Origin of the sequence: Streptomyces sp. DG1A-41 (assembly GCF_037055355.1) — a bacterium.
In the GTDB taxonomy this organism is placed as follows: domain Bacteria; phylum Actinomycetota; class Actinomycetes; order Streptomycetales; family Streptomycetaceae; genus Streptomyces.
Window position 1 is genome coordinate 4,672,715 of record NZ_CP146350.1, and the last position, 19,415, is coordinate 4,692,129.

Here is a 19,415-nt window from a genome sequence, read left to right on the forward strand (position 1 = left end):
CCCCAGGCCGTAGGGTCGCGGGTGCCGCTCCGCCCCGGAGCGGCCGGAGCGAAAGGAGGCCTGGTCGTGACGGACGGTCAGCGCATCCCGGTGATCATCGACTGCGACACCGGCGTCGACGACGCCCTCGCCCTGCTGTTCGCCGTACGGCACCCTGCGCTCGACGTGCGGGCGATCACCTGCGTGGCCGGGAACACGGACGTCGACGGCGTGGTCCGCAACACCCTGACCGTGCTGGAGGTGGCCGGTGCCGGGGACATTCCCGTCGCCCGGGGGGCCGAGCGTCCGCTGATCGAACCCGTGCGGACGGCGCGGCATGTGCACGGGCAGGACGGCATGGGGGATCTGGGGCTGCCCGCGCCGACCCGCGTGCCGGTCGACGTGGACGCGGTGGCGCTGCTGCGTCGCGAGATCCTCGCCTCGCCGAGGCCGGTCACGCTCATTCCCATGGCGCCCCTGACGAACATCGCGCTGCTGCTGCGGACGCACCCCGAGGTGACCCGCAACATCGAGCGGATCGTGTTCATGGGCGGCGCGGTGGCGACCGGGAACGCCACGCCGGTCGCGGAGTTCAACGTGTGGCACGACCCGGAGGCGGCGGCGGTTCTGCTCACCGCGGGGGTGCCGATCACGATGTACGGGCTGGACGTGTTCAAGAAGGTGCTGGTGTCGGCGGGGGAGGTGCAGCGGCTGCGGGCGAGTGCGGATCCGAGTCTGCGGATGGCCGGTGAGCTGCTCGCCCACCGGGATCCGGCCACGTCGGGCGATCCCACGCCCATGGGTGGGCTCGGTGACGCGGGTGCGGTCTGCGCGGTCGTCGACCCGAAGGGACTGACCACCGAGCGGCTGCAGGTCGAGGTCGTCCTCGCCCCGGGGCCCGCCCGCGGCCAGACGATCGTCGACCGCCGGCCGCGGCCCGGGGAGTCGGAGATCCACGGAGGTGCCCGTGAGCGGCCCCTGGTGGACGTGGCGCTGGGCGTGGACGTTGAGCGGTATGTGAAGCTATGGCTGAGAACGCTGGAGTAAGCCTGGGAGACGCCTCCCTAAGCACCCTTGCGCGGCCTGCCTCGTCTCGGGGCGGGCGGACGCCAAGAGTCCACGTCCTTGACTGAAAGGCCGAGGCGGGTGAGGTGTTCGTCATAGGCGCGCTCGAGGGTTTCCCGGTCCGGCGTCGGGCCAGTGCTGAGTCCGTCGTCGGGGGCCGTAACCCAGGGGAGAAGCTCTGAGAATGCCTTGAGCAGGGGCAGGGCCGACTCCGGACGCTGTGCATGGGCGTGGGAATCGGCTTCGAGGAGGTTGAGTACCACCATGGCCCGCTCGTCGGCGGTCCAGCCCGCCCAGCCGATCGGCGTGGTGGGAGACAGGGGTGAGAAGGATGAAGCGAACGAAACGAACCGCTCGTTCGGGACGTCGAACTTGCCGCGGTGCCGCCAGTAGGACGGCCTGAGGAAGTCCCCGGACGTGAAGCGCGGTAGGACCGGGCTCGAAAGGCGCACGTCGGCGACGAACTCCTGTCCGTCTTCTCGGCGTTGGACTTCCCATACCTTTTCCCAGACGCGCCGCTTGGCGAGACCCGACGTCTTGTACCGGAGAGGCGCAGCCTGCGGCACGTGTTCGTCGGCGAGCAGGTCCAGCAGCACGTCGGACGTCACGGCAGCGGGAGCGTAGAGCGCCGCCAGCGTGGTGAAGTCTTCGTTCCCACACAGCAGTTCGGCCAGTTGGCGGACCGTCCGGGCGACAGGTCGGCGCCCTGCCGGGGAAGACTCGTACCACAGGTGGGACGCCTCGCAGTGGTCGAGCAGGCGTTGCCGGAGCATGGGGCCAATCCTGGTTTCCCAGGGGTCGACCGACCAGCGGCGTTTGTACTCGGGCTGCTCCAGTAGCCTCAGTGACGCGTTCTGCTCGATCGCGTTCACCCGGCGTCGCACCAGCTCCCGGTACGCCGGAGGCCAGTGCTGGGGAGGGTTGGTCACCGGCGTCGCCGAGTGGCGCGTGAACCACTGCGTCTCCACCTCTCCCGCTGCGGCGCGCCGGGCGAGCACGATTTCGAAGGCTCGTTCCCCCAGGGCGAGATCGGGTACGTCCTCGAGCGGGCCGTTCAGTTCTCCGTCGTCGGGGATCAGGCCGTAGTGGGCGTACACCTTCCAGTCGAGTTCCTCCTGGAAGGCGATCATCCGTGATCTGAGGGACGCCCATCGGTGTCGGGCCGAGTGGAGGAGCCGGGCGGTGATCCGGGTGTCCGGGGCGGCGATCTCCCGCAGGACGTGCTGCGACTTGGCCGCCAGGGAGTCCAGTTCTTCGGCCTCCGCGACGGGGAACGCGGCGGGAAGCGGCAGGTCGAGAAGCCGGGTCGAAGTGAACTCGTAGATCTTCGCCCAGGCTTCACCGCCTGTTTCGGCGCCTCGCAACTGGTCGACGCGCGACTGCCCCTTGCTCTGGCTCATTTGCTTGAGCCAGAAACTCACGGCCGAGCTGTTGAGGATGCCGAGGAGTCCGAGATGGGACTCCGCCGAGGCGCTCGTCGACAGCTTGATCACCGGTGCCGAGTTGAGGGGGACGGCAGAACCCCGGAGCAGGCTGAAATGAGGGTGGGTTGCCACCCAGGGAAAGACGATGGACCACGGATGCACGTCCCCGGCGGACGCGATGTGGTGCCAGTCGTACCAGGGTGACGTCTTCTTCGCGCCTTTCCGCTTCCGCAGAACGGTCCGGTACGGCCACAGCCGTCGGTGATGTCCGGGAACGCTTGTCAGGTCGATGACGGGTTCGAAGCGGTGATCCGTGCGAGGGAAGAATGCCATGAGCGCCGGGGACGCGGACCAGTCCCGTACCTCGGAACCGGTGAGTACCGGGACGGTGGCGAAGTCCTCGGCCCCCTGGCGCCGGAAGGAACGGTCGGTGGCGCAGAAGAGGTCGTCCGATCCGGTGTTGGCGGCGTATCCGACGCGCACGACACGGTCGCCGAGCCGCTCTCCGTTCTCCATGCGGCGCAGTACGTCGCGGGCCGCCGACGGCGTGAGACTCCAGGGGAAGACGCTCAGCTGCCCGCGGTCCTGCAGATAGGACTCCGCCCACTCGCTCGCCACCCCGGTCGTGAACGCCAGGGTCCGCAGCGATTGCCAGACATGTCCCTCTCCGGGCACCTCCGGTCGCGAGGGTTCGCCCCGACGGCCCACGACCATGTGGACGGGAGTACCGGGATCGGCCATGCGGTTGCGGCCCGCGAGGATGGCGGTCGGGACTCCGTGGCCGGGGATGTAGGCCCCGGACGTGTCGATGACGTGGGTGGTCTCCACTCGGGGCAGGACGCGCTCGACAAGGTTGCGTCCGAACTCACGCTTCATGAAGGAGTTGGGCGTGAAGAGACCGACCCGGCCCGCCGCTTCACCCGGCTGTGCGAGCTCGAAGGCGAGTTCCGTGAAGGGAACCGGCAGCGCGTAAGCCCCGCTGCAACTCTCGTAGAGGTCGCGGTAGATGGCGGACAGCGCCTTGTCCGCGACGGTGACGTACGGCGGATTGGTCGTCACCACGTGGTACGACGCCGGCCGGAGGAGCCCGTGACGAGCGGTGTACTCGTCGAACTCGGAGGGGAGACCCGGATGCGCGGCCATCCGACCCAGGTGGGCGGTGCGGCCGTACAGGAGGGAGTCACCGGTCGCGACGACCAGCGGCAGGTCCGGGACCTCGTCGAGACGCCGTTCCCCGGCGCTGTTCATGGCGGCCAGCAGCAGGCGGAACCGCGTGATGCTCACGGCGCACGGGTCGATGTCACAGCCGTGCACCGACCGCAGAGCACGGGCCGCCCGCTGCCACGGGCTCATGTCCGGCCTGGCCTCGGACCAGCGGCGGAAGAGTCGTTCGTACGCGTCGAGCAGGAACGCGCCCGAGCCGCAGGCGGGGTCGATGATCCGGAGGCCGGACAGTCCCCTCGTCTGGGACACGTGCTCCGCAAGGGCCGGTTCGAGCACGAGATCGTGGATGAGGTCGACGACGAACAGCGGGGTGGGGGCCTGGGCGTACGACTTCCGCGCCCGCTCGTTGAGCGCCGAGTGGAGACCGGCCAGGAACTCCGTGGAGCGCGAGGCATCGGTGAAGTCGTGCAGGAGAGCGCCGTCCGGCGTCCGGCGGCGCCAGAAGGTGAGCAACTCCTCGCAGGCCTCGTGGCTGGGCCGCAGCTGCCAGAGCGGATGGCTGCTGCTGAACACCGTGGCCATGACCGGGTGTGCGCGGAGCCGGTCGATGGCGTGCACGATGAGGTCACCGGCCGAGAGGTGGGGTCGGGGTACGCGGAGGGCTTCGTCCGCGAGGTCCGTCGGGCGGGCGGCGAAGGCGATGTCGAGGAGCTCATTGTCCTCGCAGAACCTGATCATCACGGTCGCCAGTACCCACGCCGTCGCCACCTGGGAGACCCGGGCGTCCAACCAGGCTGACCATGTCGTCGACGTCAGGCCCTGGCCCCTGGCGGACTTGTATTCGTCGCGCAGAACCTCGATGGCCGGGTCGGCGGCAAGGTGCTGACTCAGCTCCGCTTCGATGCGGGCGGTGAGCCGCACCAGGTCTCCGGCCAGGCCGTTGTCGACGGGCATAGGACTCTTCCAGTCAGCTTCGCATGGTTCCGCGTCTGACTTTATCACCGAGAGAGTGTCATAAAGTTTGGAGAGTGTTGTGATTGCCGCCTACGCTTCCTGGGTGGCCGGTCGCGAGACCGGTCGTCCTCGACGGAAGGGGTGGGCGGCTCATGGGTGGCGATGACGGGTGGCTCAAGTGGGTGTGGGTGGCGTTGGTCCTGATCGGTGCGTCGCTTCTTGGCTGTGCTGCGGCTGGAATTTCTTGGCTGACGACGGGTGGGAGCCCGGCCAGAGGGAGGGTGAAGGGGGCCCTCGCTGCGGGCGGTGTGACCTTCCTCGGAGCGGCCACTCTCGGGATCGCGATCGGAGGCTTCCTGGTCGGGTGACTGGATAGGAGTAAACTCCTTAGGGGTGTATCCCTCTCTGCTTGTCGTCCAAGGAGCCACATGAACCGTCGGGCAAGGCCGAACAAGCCGTCGCGTGTCTACGATCGCGGGAGCGAATGGGACGCGCTCACCTCCTTCGTGAACCGGCCTCGGCCGCACGCCATGCTCGGGATCGTCAGCGGCCGACGACGCATGGGGAAGACGTACCTCCTGCGGGCGCTCGTCGAGCAGTGCGGAGGCTTCTACTTCGGGGCCACGGCAGGGACGGAGGCGGAGTCCCTCCGCCAGTTCAGTGCAGCTCTGGCAGACCACGCGGGTTCGCCAGTGCCCTTTTCCTTCGCCGCATGGGATGACGCGATCTCGTATCTCTTCGATCTCGCCGGCCCCGGGCGGAGGGACAGCCCGTTCCTCGTGGTCATCGACGAGTTTCCGTACTTGGTCAAGGCGGCCCCGGAACTGCCTTCGCTCATCCAGCGCGCGATCGACCGCTTCCAGGTGGAGGAGAGCCGTATGCGACTGCTCCTGTGCGGTTCGGCGATGTCCGTCATGGGCGGGCTGCTGGCCAGCACAGCACCTCTGCGTGGCCGGGCGCAGCTGGAAATGGTCGTGCGGCCCTTCGGATACCGGGCCGCGGCGGACTTCTGGAGTGTCGCCGACGATCCCGCGCTTGCCGCACGACTGCACGCCATCGTGGGAGGTACCCCCGCGTACCGGCGCCAGTTCCTGGCGGATGACGTTCCCGCGGGTGTGAGCGACTTCGACGACTGGGTGTGCCGCACTGTCCTGGCGCCGTTCAGTCCGCTCTTCCGGGAGGCTCGGTATTTGCTTGCCGAGGAGGCGGACATCCGTGACACCGCGCTGTACCACTCGGTGCTCGCGGCTGTGGCGCAGGGCAACACGACGCGAGGCGGCATCGCCGGCTACATCGGTCGCAAGTCCGTCGACATCTCGCATCCACTGAACGTCCTGGAGGACAGTCACCTCCTGGTGCGGGAGGCGGACGTCTTCCGGGCCGGCAAGTCCCAGTACCGCATCACCGAGCCGCTGATCAACTTTTATGAGGCCGTCATGCGCCCGGCCTGGGCGCGCCTGGAGAGCGGTCAGGCCGCAGAGGTCTGGGCGCAGTCGGCGGAGCGCTTCGCGGCGCAGGTGGCCGGTCCGCATTTCGAGGCGATGTGCCGGGAGTACGTGCTCGGACCGGGCCGCTCCTTGCTCGACACGTCACTGGGCGAGATCGGCAGCGGCGTGGTGACCGCCTCGAGGGAGCGTCGGCAGATCCAGATCGACGTAGCCGTGGTGGAGCAGGGGTCCGGCGGGAACAGGTCCGCGGTCACGCTGCTCGGTGAGGCGAAGTGGGGGACCCTCATGGGAGTGAGCCACCTGGAACGTCTGGAGCGGGCCCGGGAACTCCTTGCCGGACGGGGGATGGACACCACGCGGTGCGGTCTGGCGTGCTTCAGCGCTGCCGGCTTCAGCGATGCCCTGCAGGACGAGGCAGAGCGGGGTGGTGTCCTGTTGATCGGCCTCGACGAGCTCTACGGTCGGGCGATGCCGGCGGCCGTTCTGCCATAGGGGGCACCCCCTTGGAGAGATGGAGCCCAGGGCTCGAAAGCCCCGGGCTCCATCGGACGTCAACGCGTCGCGCGCTTCCTGCGGGTCACGACCACCATGGCCGCGCCGCCCGCCAGCAGGGCCGCCGCACCGATGGCGATCGGGCCCGTGCTGCTGTTGGCGCCGGTTTCGGCGAGGTCGCCGCCGCCGCCGTTCGGCTTGGGGGCCGGGGGCGGCGTCGACTCGGAGGTGGACGGGGTGGGGGTGTCCGTGTCCGTGGCGGGGGGCGTCGAGGGCTCGGCGGGTTCCGACGGGGTGGCCGGCGGCGTGGTCTCCTCGGCCGGCTCCGACGGGGTGGCCGGGGGCGTCGAGCTCGCCGGAGGCTCCGCCGGCGGGGGCGTCGTCGTGCAGTCCTTCGTGCCGCCGTTCCAGGCCGCGATCAGCTTGTCCTTGATGACCGGACGATCCGGGCCCTTGGGCAGCTCGCCGTGCTCGAAGCCGTCCTTCGCGTCGAGGTCGCCGTCGAACTTCACCGCGCCCCGGTAGAGGTCGATCTGCCCGAAGCAGCCCTTGTCCGGGATGGCGATGTCGAGCGAGTCGGTGCCGCCCGGCTTGACCGTCACCGTGTCGAAGTCGACGAACACCTGCTCGCCGGAGGTCGCGAAGGTCGCGCCGTGTGCGAGGTAGGAGGCGAGCGAGGCCGTGCACGTCGTCGCGTCACCGGCCGCGCGGACCTTGATGTGGACCTTGCCGTCCTCGGTCGGCTTCAGGTTCTGGTCGTCGACCTTCACCGAGTCGAAGAAGTTCACGCCGTCGAGCGAGAACTGGCAGCGGTCGGTCCCGGTCTCCGTGCCCGCGCCGGTCCCGGGCTTGTAGATGCCGCCGGACGACCAGCCGTCGCCACCGGGCGTACCGGTGGCGAACGCGGTGGTGGCTGATGCGGCGCACAGGGCGAGGGCCGCGGCGCCCGTCCCCAGCAGGCGGCGCGCGGTGACACGTCTCGCTATGGACATAGGGGTATCCCGTTTCTTGGCGTGTGCCGGAACCCGGGTGACGGCAGGCGGGCAGCGCGCGGCGCACGCCTGCCGGGGGCCACACCGGGGTGAGTGGTCTGAGAAGCACTGGGCTCATTGGTCGCATGCGCCTCAGTGCGCCCATCGTGGCCGGGCCGCAGCAGGCTGTCAACCTGCGGGTATGCAACAGGAGTTGCTCCGTCATCACACTTTCATCACAGCGGGAATGGATCACTCCGATCAACGCGATGGTTCCTTTTCCCGGCATTCTGGACAGATTCAATGCTGTCGCCCGTATGCCCTGCGAAGGAGACCGCGTGACCGATCGCTCCACCCTCGACCTGTCGTCCCGGGACCCCGACTGGTGGCGCCAGGCCGTCGTCTACCAGGTCTATCCCCGCAGCTTCGCCGACGCCGACGGTGACGGCCTCGGCGACCTGCGCGGCATCACCCGCCGCCTCACCCACCTCGCCGCCCTGGGCGTGGACGCCCTGTGGCTGAGCCCGTTCTACCCGTCCGAGCTCGCCGACGGCGGCTACGACGTCGCCGACCCCAGGGACGTCGACCCACGCCTGGGCACCCTCGACGACTTCGACGCCCTGGTCGCCGAGGCCCACCGGCTCGGTCTGAAGGTCATCGTCGACATCGTGCCCAACCACTCCTCGCACCAGCACGTCTGGTTCCAGGAGGCCCTGCTCTCCGGGCCCGGCTCCGCTGCCCGCGACCGGTACGTCTTCCGCGACGGCCGCGGCGAGCACGGCGAACTCCCGCCCACCGACTGGCAGTCCGTCTTCGGCGGCAGCGCGTGGAAACGCGTGCCCGACGGCCAGTGGTACCTGCACCTGTTCGCCCCCGAGCAGCCCGACCTCAACTGGGAGAACCAGGAGGTCCGCGCCGACTACCGCACCACCCTGCGCTTCTGGTCCGACCGCGGGGTCGACGGCTTCCGGGTCGACGTCGCCCACGCCCTCGTCAAGGACCTGAGCGAACCGCTGCGCGACCTCGGCGCGCCCGAGCTGAGCCGCGAGGACGCCCTCGTCGGCATGCCGCCCGGCTCGCACCCCTTCTACGACCGTGACGACGTGCACGAGATCTACCGCGACTGGCGCAAGATCCTGGACGCCTACCGCCCGCCCCGCATGGCCATCGCCGAGGCGTGGGTGCCGGGCGCCCGGCGCGCGCTGTACGCCCGCCCGGACGAGCTCGGCCAGGCCTTCAACTTCGAGTACCTGGAGGCCGGCTGGAACGCGGACGAGCTGCGGCAGGTCATCACCGACTCGCTCGCCACCGCCCGGGCGGCCGGTGCCTCGGCCACCTGGGTGCTGTCCAACCACGACGTCGTCCGCCACGCCTCCCGCCTGATGCTCCCGCCCGGCACCGACATCAACGCCTGGCTGCTCTCCGGCGGCCACGCCCCCGCGATCGACGAGGCGGCCGGGCTGCGCCGGGCCCGGGCGGCCACCCTGCTGATGCTGGCGCTGCCCGGCTCGGCCTACGTCTACCAGGGCGAGGAACTCGGCCTGCCCGAGGTCGCCGACCTGCCCACCGAGGTGCTCCAGGACCCGATCTGGGAGCAGACGGGCCGCGTCCGCAAGGGCCGCGACGGCTGCCGGGTGCCGCTGCCGTGGACGACGACCGGACCGTCGTACGGCTTCGGGCCGGGCGGTGCCTGGCTGCCGCAGCCGCCCGGCTTCGCCGCCTACGCCGTCGAGGCCCAGGACGGCGTGGAGGGCTCCACCCTGGAGCTGTACCGCACGGCCCTCAAGCTGCGCCGCAAACTCCTCGACGGCGAGGAGCTGACCTGGGCGGCGGACGCCCCGGACGGCGTCCTCCAGTTCGACCGCTGCGAGGGCTGGCGGTGCGTGGCGAACCTGTCCGCGACGGCGGTCCCGCTGCCGACCGGTGAGGTGCTGCTGAGCAGCGCCCCCCTGGAGGACGGCCGGCTCGGGCCGGACACGACGGTGTGGCTCGGGCGTTAGGCCCGGCCCTGGTTCACCCCGCCGGGGACGGACGGCGGGCGGGGCGAGCGGAGGCGGCTGGGCATGGCCGTCCGCCCCCGGCGGGGAAAGCCAGATGGCGCTCGCTCCGGTCCATGCCCTTCGCCGGGGGGCCCGCATCCGGCGGGCCCCCGCCGGCCCGTCAGCGGGCAGCGGCTCGACCGCGTGCCCGGGCGACCTGGAGGAGGAGGCGCCCCGGTCCCGGCAGCGGGACGGGGCGCCGAACCACCGCATGGCCGCACGGGCGCCGGGCGTCCGCCACCCGCACGGCCCAGCAGCACGCGCCACCTGCGGGAACGCTCACCGAGAATCGCTGGCGGAGTGCCGTCGACGTCCGTACAGGGAGCCCCGCCCGCCATGAACAAATCCAGGAAGACAGCGCCGTGGCGGGGGTCGTCGTCGCGGGGGCGCTCGCGTTCCCCGGTCCGTCGGCGGCGGCCCGGGCGAGCTGTGGGGTGCCGCGACCATCGCACCCGGCCGGGAGGGCATCGCGTCGCGGGCTTTAAGGGGGGCGGCGCCGGGCGCCACGCTGACGCTGACGGCGCCCCGGGGCGTCCGCGTGACGGCCACGCCGCTCGCCGCGCCCGGCTGCCTCGGCCGGGTCGCCGCCGACGGCCGCAGCGGGACGTACACCGTCACAGGCGACACGGCCGGGCAGCCCGGGGCCGTACGTTCCCCTTCGTGCTCGCGTTCCCCGCGGACGCCGTGCCCGGCACGTGGCTGCGCGACCGCGACCTGCGGCTCACCGACGCGGACGGCGTACGGCAGGCGGCCGGCCGGTGTGCCGTGACCGTGGGTTTGGCCGGGCCGACGCCGACCCGCCCGCTGTCCGGCGTGCCGCTGGACGTCCGGCCGTAGATCGCCGGTACGGCGCACCCGGGCGCCCGGATCACCGTCCGCGACAAGGACGACCAGGAGGCCTGCGCGACCACCGCCGCCCCCGACGGCACCTGGATCTGCACCCCGGGCCCGGCCTCCCCGCGGGCGCCAACCGGCTCCAGCCGGTCGCCACCCTGAACGGCGTGAGCGCCATGAGCGAGCAGATCGACATCTCGGTGACGGACGCCGGCGCCGGTCAGTAGCGCACGGCCCGGGCCACCTCGGCCCGGACCTCGCCGGAGAGGTCGTGGGTGCTGCGGGCGGTGGCAGTGGCGGAGTCGCCCGCCTGCACGTGTTCCACCGTGACGATGACGGTGTCCGTCAGCCGGCCCTCGGCGTCTTTGAAATCGACCTGGACGGCGAAGGATCTGGCCGAGTCGTCGGTGTTGTCGACGGTGACCTCGGCCCGGGCGCGGCCGTCGGCACCGACGGTGGGCCTGCCGACCTTCACGTCACCCTTGACGTCGATGCCGCCCCGGATGGCGTCGAGCCGGCGCCCGGCCTCCGCCGTGGCCGACTCCACGGCCTCGGAGGCCTGCGAGGCGATCGACCCGACCGCCGACTCCGCCTCGCGGGCGGTGTCCGCGGGGTTGTCGCCGCCGCAGCCGGTGAGCACGGCGGCCAGGGCGAGCGACAGCGCCGCCCCCGTCGCCCGGCGCGTCCGGTGGCGGGCAGCCATGTCGCCTCCCTGGTCCTGTGGAGTCTTACGGCCTCAGGGCGTCACGTGTGTCCGAGGCCGCCGCCGCCGAAGGATCCGCTGGATCCGGGCAGCCAACGGCGGGGCTTTTGGTCCTTGCCCGTCCTGGTGCTCGCGTGGTGCAGCTCATGGGGCAGCAGCCGCTCGCCGTCGCGCGGCACGACCGGCATCTCGTCGGGCTCCCGCATCTCCCGCATCTCGCGGACCGGCCCGCCGTCCGGGAGGTGCGGCTGCTCCTCGGGGGCGGGGTGGTGCGTGTCCTTGTCCATGACCCCCATCCCGACCCGCACGGCCCAGATCAGCGCGAGGGCGATGACCGCCCCGCCGATGAAGGCGATGGTCACGGCGACCGCATGATCTGAGGACGCCGCCAGCAGTTCAGACGTTGCCGTACTCATGCTCCGATTATCGCCGACGTCATGCGATAAAGCGCCCGCAATGTCCACACCTGGACATCCCGTCCGAACGCAGCGGGCGGGGCAACCTCCGCGGGGCCCGCGACGACCTGACGGTGATACCCCGGCCCCCCACACGAGGGAGATCACCATGCGCAGACACCTCGCGCGGTTGCTCACCGTGCTCGTCGTGCTGGCGGCGGCGTTCGCCGCCCCCGGCACGTCGAGCGGCAAGGAGCGGGCCGCCGACGAGTGGAACCCGCCCGCGCACCTCGTACAGCCCCTGAACGAGGTGTGGAACCACGTCGAGTCGACCTACGGGAACCTGTACGGCTTCCGCAACTACGGCTGGGACCAGATCATGGCCAACCGTGGAAGCGTCAACTACTGCGTCCGCTGGGAGTCCGACGCCCCCGTCAGCGCCGCCCTGCGCGACCGGATCCACGCCGCGCTGAAGAAGCAGTTCGGCAAGTGGATGGCAGCCATGACCGAGAACGGCAAGGGCCACAACGCCTGGCCGTACACCACCGTCCCCGTCAACATCGTCGGCTGGGCGGTGAAGAACCGCTCCACCCTCCAGTGGACCGACAAGTCTGTCGACATCTACACCGGCATCCTCGACAGCGGCGGCGCCCCGCAGTGCGCCCCGGACTGCGGCCGCTTCTTCCACCAGGACGGCGACTACTCGAAGTGCCCCGGCGGCGCCGCCCGCCACTACGACCAGTCGCTGTGGCTGACCAAGGGCTTCGGGGGCGGCGCGGGCGGTGACTGGGGCCAGCGCGTGGGCCAGGAGTACTTCACCGGCGCCCTGAACCAGGAGAACATCCACATCTACCTGCACGAGGTCGGCCACACCTTCGGCCTCGACGACTTCTACGACTGGTCGCCGACCGGACAGTGCTGCTTCCTGATGAAGGCGGGCAGCGCCACGCAGATCACCGAGTTCGACTCGTGGATGCTGCGTGACTTCTGGCGCCATCTGAAGAGCCGCTACGGCCTCTGACCGACACCGGGCGGTGCGGGCGGGCCCCGGCTCCCGTGCCGCCCTGCGGGGTACGGTGAAAAACCGGGGGCAGGCCGCAACCGGTGGCCCAGCGGTCTCCACGCCCCCCGTTCGCAGCAGGAGCCCTGATGACGTCTGCCTCCTCGTCCTCGCCGCCCTTCCCGGCACCTTCCGAGGTCCGGCTGAGACTCGCGGTCCAGCCGCGTCTGGGCCGCACGGCCCGCCGTATCGACGGGGCGTGGTGGCCCCGGTCGTACGACCTGGCCGCGGAACTGCCCGGGCTGCTGGCCGTGCTGCCGCGCTCCTGGGGCCGGATCAGCAGCGTCCTGGTCCACGGCGACGCCTGGCGCGACTGCCCGGAGCACCTGGACGTGGCGGGCGAGGAGGTCCACGTGGGCCGCAGGGACTCGCCGACCACCCCGGACACCGTGTGCCTGCTCGCGCCCGGCCGGGGCCGCTGGGACCTGCTGGTGGTGCCGCCCGCGACGCCGGAGGCGGAGGCGGTCCGGCTCATGGAGCGGGCGGTCACCCAGGGCGAGTGACGCCGTGCCCTAGTGCGCGAGCAGCACCAGGACCAGGGCGACCAGCGCCGGGACGGTCTGGACGAAGAGGATCTTCCGGCCGGCGGTGGCCGCGCCGTACACCCCGGCGACCGCGACGCACACCAGGAAGAACACCGAGACCTGGAAGCCCACCGGGTCGGAGGCCACGGCGCCCCAGAGCAGGCCCGCGGCGAGGAAGCCGTTGTAGAGGCCCTGGTTGGCGGCCAGGGCCTTCGTCCCGGCCGCGAACTCGGCGGTGGTGCCGAAGGCGGCGCGGGCCCGCGGAGTGGTCCACAGGAACATCTCCAGCACCAGGATGTAGGCGTGGAGGGCGGCGAGGGCCAGCACCGCGACGGTGGCGAGGGTCGACATGGGCCGCATCATCGCAGGCTCGCCCCGCCGTCCTCGTTCGGGCCTGCCCGGGAGGCGGCGCGGGTCGCCGGGTGGCAGATTGCGGGCAGTGGAAGGCCGGGCCGGGCCGTCGCGTCCCCGCGTGTGCCGCTCGGGAGCCCGGCCCGGCCTTCCCGCCGGGGCGGCAGGTCAGTAGCCGATCCGGAAGGTCGCGTCCGCGCGGTCCGTGGCGGTGGAGACGGGGTCGATGCGCAGGGCGTAGCCGGAGTGGCGGATGTAGCGCGTCGGGTGGTTGTGCGAGCGGAACGACGTCCAGCCGGAGTCCGCGAGCCCGGCGACCTTGTGGAACGTGGCGTCCTGGGCGAACGCCGACGTGCCGTCGTTGACGTCCAGCCGCAGCGCGTAGCTGTAGTGCCGCAGGTACCGGTCCGGGTAGTTGACCGACTGGAAGGACACCCCGGACGCGTCGGCGAGGCCGGGGACGAGCTTCCACTGGGCGTCGGTGTACGGATCGAAGGGGTAGGGGTCGATCCGGCCGGCGAAACCGGCGTGGCGGACGTAGCGGTCCGGGTGGTTGTACGACTTGAGCCGGTTCCAGGCCGGGGCTCCCCAGTGCGCCAGGAGGTTGTCGTACTGCGTGCCCGTGAGCGGCGCGATGCTTCCGTGCTTGGAGTTCACCGGCTGGGTGTAGCGGCGCTGGTCGACCGGCGTCCAGGTGCCGGAGGCCAGGTCGGTGGTCTGCCAGGCGTAGAAGACGCCGTTGGGCGTGTAGGTGTCGCCCCAGAGGTACCAGGTGCTGGACGACAGCGACTTGACCAGGATCGGTGCCTCGGTGCCGCCGTGGGCCACCGGTGTGCTGAAGACCTGCCAGCTGCCCGGGGCGAGGGTGGCGGACCGGGCGCCGACCAGGGTCTGCTTCGAACTGTCCTTGAAGTACATGTAGTTCGTGCCGCCGACACCGAGGGCGAAGCTGCCGTCGATCACGTCGTAGCCCGGGTCGAAGAAGACCTGCGGCGCGGACACCGTGCGGAAGTCGGTCGTGTAGTTGACCATCAGCACGTTGTGGCCGCTGGCGTTCACCGACGAGTAGACGATCCCGTACTGGCCGCGTGCGGCGTCCCAGAAGGCCTCCGGGGCCCAGCTGTGCGTGGTCATGCCGTGCAGCTTGAGCCTGCGGTAGCCGGTGAGGGAGCGCAGGTCGGCCGAGTCCCAGACGTGGATGTACTGGCTGTTGTAGCTCCAGTCGGTGCCCTTCAGGTCGGTGGCCAGCACGGCGAACGTGCCGTCCTGCTTGCGCAGCACGAACGGGTCGCGCAGGCCGCCGGCGCCCTCGGTGGGGGTGGCGACCGGCTTGTTCTGGTTGAGCGGCGTCCACTCCAGGCCGTCGAGGCTGACGGCCAGGTGCAGGCCGTAGTCGGTGCCGAGCCCGTTCGGGGACTCGGTGAAGTAGGCCATCACGAACGCCGGGCCCGTCGCCGCGCCGGCCGGACCGGCACCCAGGGCCAGATCGGCGGTCAGAGCGAGCGGCACGGTCGCGGCCATGCCGAGGACTTGGCGGCGTGAAGGTCTGCGAGGGGTTCTGCGGGGGGTGGTCATGGCGGCTCTGCCTTCCGTCGGGGGTACGGAGCGAAGCGTGTCCGACTTGTTCGGTATTACGAACACAGTTCGGCAATTCGGCCAGACGGTAGGGCTGGGAGACGTGTGGCGTCAATGAGTCGGACGGGACGAAGAACCGCCCGACGAGGCGGGGTGCACGGCGAACTCCCGGGCCGGATCCGCCGTTCGGCCGAGGGAGGGGCTTGCGCGGTCGCGGACGGTGGCCGTTCGGCCGAGGTGGCGGGGGCGGTCCTGGCAGGAGATCGAGGGGTCGGTCCTCGACCCGTGACAGAGGTGAGGGCCCGTCCCTCCGTCCTGTCACGGGAGTACGGCCATGGCCCTTCAGTTCCAGTCCGCGTCGAGCGCGCCGACGGCCACCGCCCCGCGCGCGCTCCGGCACCGGGACGGCCTGCGACGGACCCGCGCGGAGCGCGCCGGGACGGCCTCTACTGGGCCGGATCGGCGGTGTTCGCGCTCGCGCTGGCCGCGGTGACGACGCTGCCCGCCCACCGGGTGTGGGGCGTGTGCGTGGCCGTCGGCTACGCGGTGGCGGCCGTCCTGGCCGGCCGCAGCCCGTACGCCCGGGGCCGGGCGGGCGCGTTCGCGGCGGTCACGGGCTCGGTGCTGATGGTGCTGGGCACGGCCCAGCCGGAGGTCGGCGTCGTCGAGCACTCCGGCGACCTGCTGCTCGCCACCGGCAGCCCCCAGGCGGGGCGCGCACCCTCATGAACCGGAGGAGACACCGGACATGTGGCATGAGACGGGAAGCCGCAGCCCGCGAGCGCAGGCGAACGGGCACCTCACCCGGGTCGCCGCCCTGGCCGTGGCGGCGTTGGCAGGGCCCAGCTCCTCGCCTCGTGCGACGCGAACGCACTGACGGCCGACCGACGCGTGAACTCGGTTGGGGTCAATGGCGGTTGTGGTCATTTCCGCCATCGATCGGCCGATTGACGATCATCCCCTGGACGGATGTAAGGCGCATCCGCTTCCCATGAAGATGACCCCGACCTTTTCGAACACCGAGGAAGGGGAAGGCCGTTGCGTATCACCCGGCTTCTCGGAACCGTCCTGGGCACCACGTTGCTGACGACCACCGCCGTACTGACCGCACCCGCTCAGGCCGGCCCGGCCGCGCCGCCCGCAGGGCCCGTGGACCGCACGTCGCTCGACAGAGCCGCCCTGCGCGACTCGCTGGACGCCATCCACGAGGCGGGCATGTACGGCGTGTTCTCGTCCGTCAGGGACGGCGGCGAGCGGTGGACCGGCGCATCCGGGGTCGCCGACGTGGAGACCGGACGCCCGGTCACCCCGGGCATGCGGCACCGGGTGGGCAGCATCAGCAAGACCTTCACCTCCGTCGCCCTGCTCCAGCAGGCGGAGCGCGGCCGCATCCGCTTGGACGCGCCCATCGGCGACTACCTCCCCGACCTCGTACCCGGGGAGCGCGGCCGGCAGATCACCGTCCGTATGCTCCTGAACCACACCAGCCATATCGGCGACTACGTCGTGGGTGCCTTCCCCTCCCTCGCCGAGGGCTCGACGGCCAGCCTCGACGAGGAGCGCTTCCGCTCCATCCGCCCCGGGGAACTCGTCCGGCTGGGCCTCGCGGCCCCCGCCACCGGACGCCCGGGCGAGCTGCCCGGCTCGTACTCCAACACCAACTACGTCATCGCCGGGCTGCTCCTGGAGAAGGTCACCGGCCAGGACGCCGAGAGGCACATCACCCGCAACGTCATCGACCGGGCCGGGCTGCGCCACACGTCCTTCCCGCGCACGCCGTACATCAAGGGCCCGCACCCGCGGATGTACGAGTCGTTCTTCGGCCTGATCGACCCGCCGCGCGACTACAGCGTCTACGACATGTCCTGGGCGTACACGGCGGGCGCGGTCGTCTCCACCACCGACGACCTGAACCGCTTCTACCGCGCCCTGCTCGGCGGGAAGCTGATCGGCAAGGCCTCCCTGGACGAGATGACGCGCACGGTCCCGGTGAGCGGCTTCGACTACGGCCTCGGTATCTACTCGCTGGAACTGCCCTGCGGTCGATTCTGGGGCCACGACGGCGCGGTGTTCGGCGCCGGCATGACGGCGCTGTCCAGCCGGGACGGCAAGCGTCAGGTGGCTCTCGCGCAGAACCTGATGAAGTACCAGAGCCTCGACGACAACGGCTACCCGCAGCCGCACGCGATCGACGACGCCCTCTACGGGTACGTCGTCCGCGCCCTCTGCCCGGCCGACTCCCGGTCCGCTCCCGGGGCCGGTCTCGCGAGCCCGGACGCCCGTGGCGGGCTGAACAAGCGGTTGCCCGGAATCGACCATTCTCAGTTGACCAAGGGTCTCAAGTTTGGTCAGCTGTCCCACTAGCCTTGCTCGATTCTGATCGAGCGTTTCATGGCTCCCTGGGGGGAGCTTGTGTCAAGTTGGGGAGTTTCCTTGCTGCATCACCATGCCGTCGTGCCGCGCCGCGCCAGATTCCGGCGCGGCGCGGCGGCCCTGACCCTGCTGGCGTCGACCGGCGGAACGGCCCTGACGGGTGCTTCGGCCGCCAGCGGCGCCGTGCCTGTCGGGAACGCGTGCACGCCGACGGAGGGCTTCTCCGGCTGCCGCCTGTTCGTCCCGACGGAGGGCGCGCAGGAGTTCAAGGTGCCGTCCGGCGTGACGGAGCTGGACGTGCGGGCCTGGGGAGAGGGCGGCGCCGGCAACTCCATGGCGGACGGCGGCGCGGGCGGCTTCGTCGCCGGCGACCTGAAGGTCACCCCCGGTGAGGTGCTGAAGCTCGCCGTCGCCGGACCGCGCTTCGGTGACGCCCTCGGCGGCAAGGCGGGTGCCTCCGACGCCGAGCGCGGCGGCAACAGCAGCGGTATCCGCACGAGCACCGGCTCGCCACTGGTCATCATCGCCGGCGGCGGCGGCGGTGGCGGCGACATGGCCCACGGCGAGGCGGGTGCCGCCGGTGGCGAGTCCGGCCAGGACGCCTCCGAGACGGGCCGCGGCGGCAAGGGCGCCACCGGCGCCAAGGGCGGTGCGGGCTCCGGCAACGGTGCCGCGGGTGCCGACCACGCCAAGGGCGGTGCCGGTGGTGCCGGCGGCACGGGCCGGTACGGCGGGGGCGGCGGCGAAGCCGGCTACGCGGGCGGCGGCGGTGGCACGGGCGCCGAGACCGGCTCGTCCACCGGCAACGACCCCACCACCGGCAGCGGTGGCGGCGGCTCCAGCTACGTCGAGCCGGCCCGGGTGGACGACGCCCGTCTCGTCGTCGGCACCGGCCGCAAGGCTCCGGAGAAGACCGACCCGTTCTGGGCCCCCTCCGACAACCCGATCGACTCCGGTGTGGCCGAGGGCGGCGTCAACGCCCCCGGCGGCCCCGGCCGGATCGTCCTCCAGTGGCAGTCCACCACGGTCGACCGGCTGACCCAGGTCTCCGGCACCGGCCAGACGACCCAGCCGGGCCACGACGTCGGCCCGCTGGCCGTGGTGGCCCGGGACAAGGACGGCAAGCCGGTCGCCGACACCTCGGTGACCTTCACGATCGAGGACCCGGACGGTCTCAAGCCGCTGTTCTACCTCACGGGCGGCCCGGACGACGACGAGACCGTCGTGGCGACCGACGCCCAGGGCCGTGCGCAGTCCGCGTGGATCGGGCTGGGCAGCGAGAAGGAGGGCGAGTTCACCGTCCGGGCGAAGACCCAGGGCGCGTCGACGGTCTTCACCGTGCGGGTCGAGGAGTCGCCGTACGCCGTGAGCGTCGCCGGCGGTGACGAGCAGAGGGCCGAGCAGCAGCAGGACTTCGCCGAGGCGCTGCGCGCCATGGTGGTCAAGTCCGGCAAGGCGGCGCCGGCCGGCACGGAGGTCGAGTTCCGGGTCGAGGACGGCAGCGAGGACGCGCCCCGCTTCGAGGGCGAGGACCAGGCCGTCCGCGTCAAGACCGACGCCTCGGGCAAGGCCGCGGCTCCGGCCCTGACCGCCGGTGAGGGCACGGGCACGTACACCGTCGCCGCGTCGGTCGGTGACGCCATGGCCCAGTTCGCGGTCGAGGTCGTTCCCGGCGACGGCTCGGACGAGCCCGGCCCCGGCGACGGGTCCGGCTCGCCGTCCCCGAGCCCCTCGGCGGACCCGACCGGCTCGGCCGACCCGAGCCCGTCGCCCAGCACGAGCACCTCGGGCACGACCGGCGGCACCGGCTCCTCGACCACGGGCGGCACGTCGACGAACCTCGACAACGGCAGCCTCGCCTCGACCGGCGCCGGCGGCATCGGCCTCCTCCTCGGCGCAGCCGCGGCCCTGGCCACGGCGGGCTTCGTGGCGTTCCGCCTCGCCCCGCGCCTGAAGCTCCGCTCGCGCGACGGTGCCTGACAACGCGTCACCACGACTGCCCGCACCCGATCGCCGGGTGCGGGCAGTCGCGTTTCAACCGCGGACTTGAGGGTTTGCCGTACG

General features: G+C 71.5%; 15 protein-coding genes. 9 read left to right on the forward strand and 6 right to left on the reverse strand.

All coding sequences use genetic code 11. The features are described 5' to 3' along the window. The first annotated feature begins 66 nt into the window (after nt 1-66). Entirely contained in the window at nt 67-1,026 is a 960-nt protein-coding gene (locus tag V8690_RS21825) for a nucleoside hydrolase (RefSeq protein WP_338781291.1), read from the forward strand. Nucleotides 1,027-1,043: 17 nt separating this feature from the next. Here V8690_RS21825 and pglX read toward each other — a convergent pair whose 3' ends face one another. Next, nucleotides 1,044-4,586, reverse strand: coding sequence for a BREX-2 system adenine-specific DNA-methyltransferase PglX (pglX, locus tag V8690_RS21830; protein ID WP_338781293.1), 3,543 nt, complete (start codon nt 4,584-4,586; stop codon nt 1,044-1,046). 428 nt (nt 4,587-5,014) lie between these two features. Here pglX and V8690_RS21835 point away from each other — a divergent pair, with 428 nt between their 5' ends. Beyond that, a complete protein-coding gene (locus V8690_RS21835; protein WP_338781295.1) occupies nt 5,015-6,526 on the forward strand; it encodes an ATP-binding protein in 1,512 nt (503 codons plus the stop codon). A 59-nt stretch (nt 6,527-6,585) separates the two neighbouring features. On the opposite strand, the gene V8690_RS21840 is transcribed toward V8690_RS21835, so the two are convergent. Further along, on the reverse strand, nt 6,586-7,518 hold the full coding sequence (locus tag V8690_RS21840) for an LAETG motif-containing sortase-dependent surface protein (RefSeq protein ID WP_338781299.1): 933 nt from the start codon (nt 7,516-7,518) through the stop codon (nt 6,586-6,588). Between the two features lie 296 nt (nt 7,519-7,814). Between V8690_RS21840 and V8690_RS21845 the strand changes: the two genes are divergently transcribed. Together V8690_RS21845 and V8690_RS21850 are read left to right on the forward strand one after the other, a co-directional pair. Next, nucleotides 7,815-9,497: a glycoside hydrolase family 13 protein gene (locus V8690_RS21845; RefSeq protein ID WP_338781301.1), complete on the forward strand. Its 1,683-nt coding sequence runs from the start codon at nt 7,815-7,817 to the stop codon at nt 9,495-9,497. Between the two features lie 699 nt (nt 9,498-10,196). Continuing rightward, nucleotides 10,197-10,373 carry a hypothetical protein gene (locus tag V8690_RS21850; RefSeq protein WP_338781303.1) on the forward strand — a complete coding sequence of 59 codons (177 nt, stop codon included), beginning with the start codon at nt 10,197-10,199 and terminating at the stop codon, nt 10,371-10,373. A 217-nt stretch (nt 10,374-10,590) separates the two neighbouring features. Here the strand turns inward: V8690_RS21850 and V8690_RS21855 are convergent, their stop codons facing one another. Continuing rightward, a complete protein-coding gene (locus V8690_RS21855) occupies nt 10,591-11,073 on the reverse strand; it encodes a hypothetical protein (protein WP_338781305.1) in 483 nt (160 codons plus the stop codon). Nucleotides 11,074-11,114: 41 nt separating this feature from the next. Then, nucleotides 11,115-11,489: a DUF6479 family protein gene (locus tag V8690_RS21860; protein WP_338781307.1), complete on the reverse strand. Its 375-nt coding sequence runs from the start codon at nt 11,487-11,489 to the stop codon at nt 11,115-11,117. 148 nt (nt 11,490-11,637) lie between these two features. On the opposite strand from V8690_RS21860, the gene V8690_RS21865 reads away from it, so the two are divergent. Both V8690_RS21865 and V8690_RS21870 read left to right on the forward strand, forming a co-directional pair. Continuing rightward, a complete protein-coding gene (locus V8690_RS21865; protein ID WP_338781309.1) occupies nt 11,638-12,489 on the forward strand; it encodes a hypothetical protein in 852 nt (283 codons plus the stop codon). 128 nt (nt 12,490-12,617) lie between these two features. Beyond that, nucleotides 12,618-13,031 carry a DUF5994 family protein gene (locus tag V8690_RS21870; RefSeq protein WP_338781311.1) on the forward strand — a complete coding sequence of 138 codons (414 nt, stop codon included), beginning with the start codon at nt 12,618-12,620 and terminating at the stop codon, nt 13,029-13,031. A gap of 9 nt (nt 13,032-13,040) precedes the next feature. Here V8690_RS21870 and V8690_RS21875 read toward each other — a convergent pair whose 3' ends face one another. Together V8690_RS21875 and V8690_RS21880 are read right to left on the reverse strand one after the other, a co-directional pair. Further along, nucleotides 13,041-13,403, reverse strand: coding sequence for a DUF1304 domain-containing protein (locus tag V8690_RS21875; protein WP_338781313.1), 363 nt, complete (start codon nt 13,401-13,403; stop codon nt 13,041-13,043). Between the two features lie 168 nt (nt 13,404-13,571). Next, nucleotides 13,572-14,924: a glycoside hydrolase family 43 protein gene (locus tag V8690_RS21880; RefSeq protein ID WP_338781314.1), complete on the reverse strand. Its 1,353-nt coding sequence runs from the start codon at nt 14,922-14,924 to the stop codon at nt 13,572-13,574. 339 nt (nt 14,925-15,263) lie between these two features. Here V8690_RS21880 and V8690_RS21885 point away from each other — a divergent pair, with 339 nt between their 5' ends. The 3 genes from V8690_RS21885 (at nt 15,264) to V8690_RS21895 (ending at nt 19,331) form a co-directional block, all read left to right on the forward strand. Further along, complete coding sequence (locus V8690_RS21885) at nt 15,264-15,707, forward strand: hypothetical protein (protein ID WP_338781317.1); 444 nt, start codon at nt 15,264-15,266, stop codon at nt 15,705-15,707. Between the two features lie 309 nt (nt 15,708-16,016). Further along, nucleotides 16,017-17,342 (forward strand): serine hydrolase domain-containing protein, encoded by a 1,326-nt coding sequence (locus V8690_RS21890; protein WP_338781319.1) that lies wholly within the window; start codon nt 16,017-16,019, stop codon nt 17,340-17,342. 69 nt (nt 17,343-17,411) lie between these two features. Further along, nucleotides 17,412-19,331, forward strand: a complete 1,920-nt coding sequence (locus V8690_RS21895) for a hypothetical protein (RefSeq protein ID WP_338781321.1) — start codon at nt 17,412-17,414, stop codon at nt 19,329-19,331. Nucleotides 19,332-19,415 lie beyond the last annotated feature (84 nt).

Excerpts from the sequence above, each read along its gene's own strand:
- V8690_RS21870 (WP_338781311.1), top strand. The coding sequence starts at position 12,618 with ATGACGTCTGCCTCCTCGTCCTCGCCGCCCTTCCCGGCACCTTCCGAG.
- V8690_RS21845 (WP_338781301.1), top strand. The coding sequence starts at position 7,815 with ATGCCCTGCGAAGGAGACCGCGTGACCGATCGCTCCACCCTCGACCTG.
- pglX (WP_338781293.1), bottom strand. The coding sequence starts at position 4,586 with ATGCCCGTCGACAACGGCCTGGCCGGAGACCTGGTGCGGCTCACCGCC.
- V8690_RS21880 (WP_338781314.1), bottom strand. The coding sequence starts at position 14,924 with ATGGCCGCGACCGTGCCGCTCGCTCTGACCGCCGATCTGGCCCTGGGT.
- V8690_RS21875 (WP_338781313.1), bottom strand. The coding sequence starts at position 13,403 with ATGTCGACCCTCGCCACCGTCGCGGTGCTGGCCCTCGCCGCCCTCCAC.
- V8690_RS21855 (WP_338781305.1), bottom strand. The coding sequence starts at position 11,073 with ATGGCTGCCCGCCACCGGACGCGCCGGGCGACGGGGGCGGCGCTGTCG.
- V8690_RS21835 (WP_338781295.1), top strand. The coding sequence starts at position 5,015 with ATGAACCGTCGGGCAAGGCCGAACAAGCCGTCGCGTGTCTACGATCGC.
- V8690_RS21840 (WP_338781299.1), bottom strand. The coding sequence starts at position 7,518 with ATGTCCATAGCGAGACGTGTCACCGCGCGCCGCCTGCTGGGGACGGGC.
- V8690_RS21860 (WP_338781307.1), bottom strand. The coding sequence starts at position 11,489 with ATGAGTACGGCAACGTCTGAACTGCTGGCGGCGTCCTCAGATCATGCG.
- V8690_RS21865 (WP_338781309.1), top strand. The coding sequence starts at position 11,638 with ATGCGCAGACACCTCGCGCGGTTGCTCACCGTGCTCGTCGTGCTGGCG.